Source organism: Vibrio sp. 1249-1 (assembly GCF_033340495.1).
Genome location: NZ_JAWOWJ010000999.1, coordinates 1 through 551 on the forward strand (window position 1 = coordinate 1; position 551 = coordinate 551).

Below are 551 nucleotides of genomic sequence, written 5' to 3' on the forward strand. Positions count from 1 at the left end.
TAATAGCGAGTGGGAAAGCCTAGTTCAAAATGCGGCGTTGGGAGCGTTTGAACACTATGTTGCATCTGGAGCAAAAGATGATGCGATTGGTCTGGGTCAGCAGTTAATCCTATCTTACCCATTTCTCTCTCAATCTAAGAGTTTTACTCAGCAGTTCTCGAAAGAGCTGGTGCCTGCAGCACAACCATGTATTCAATATGCGATAGAGGGATGTGTGGAAAATTATGGTCAGCTTCTTAATACCTTGGCACCAAGCGCTGAGGTGAGTTACGAAGAAGGAACCAAAGTTTTCCAGAATGTCTCGAAGTCACTGTCGGTTCCTTTTTTTGCAGCAGCAGTGCAGCAAGCTGAGAACTACTGTGCGGATGAAAACGTCGCAAATGCGTTGCTCTACACCTTGGACAGACCAAATAATACCAACTTCGCTTTGGCGAAAGAGGTTGCTACACAAAGGTGTGCTAACACCGCACTAACAAACTTTGAGAATTACATTATTGAGTCGCAAACCGTAAGAGAAGCTCTTTGCCCGACATATTTGTCTAAAGGACATG

1 protein-coding gene is annotated in these 551 nt (G+C 44.6%); it reads left to right on the forward strand.

Annotation, left to right across the window (positions count from 1 at the left end):
- Positions 1-551: hypothetical protein (locus R7Z50_RS30120; RefSeq protein WP_318150101.1), on the forward strand; the 551-nt coding region annotated here is incomplete at both ends.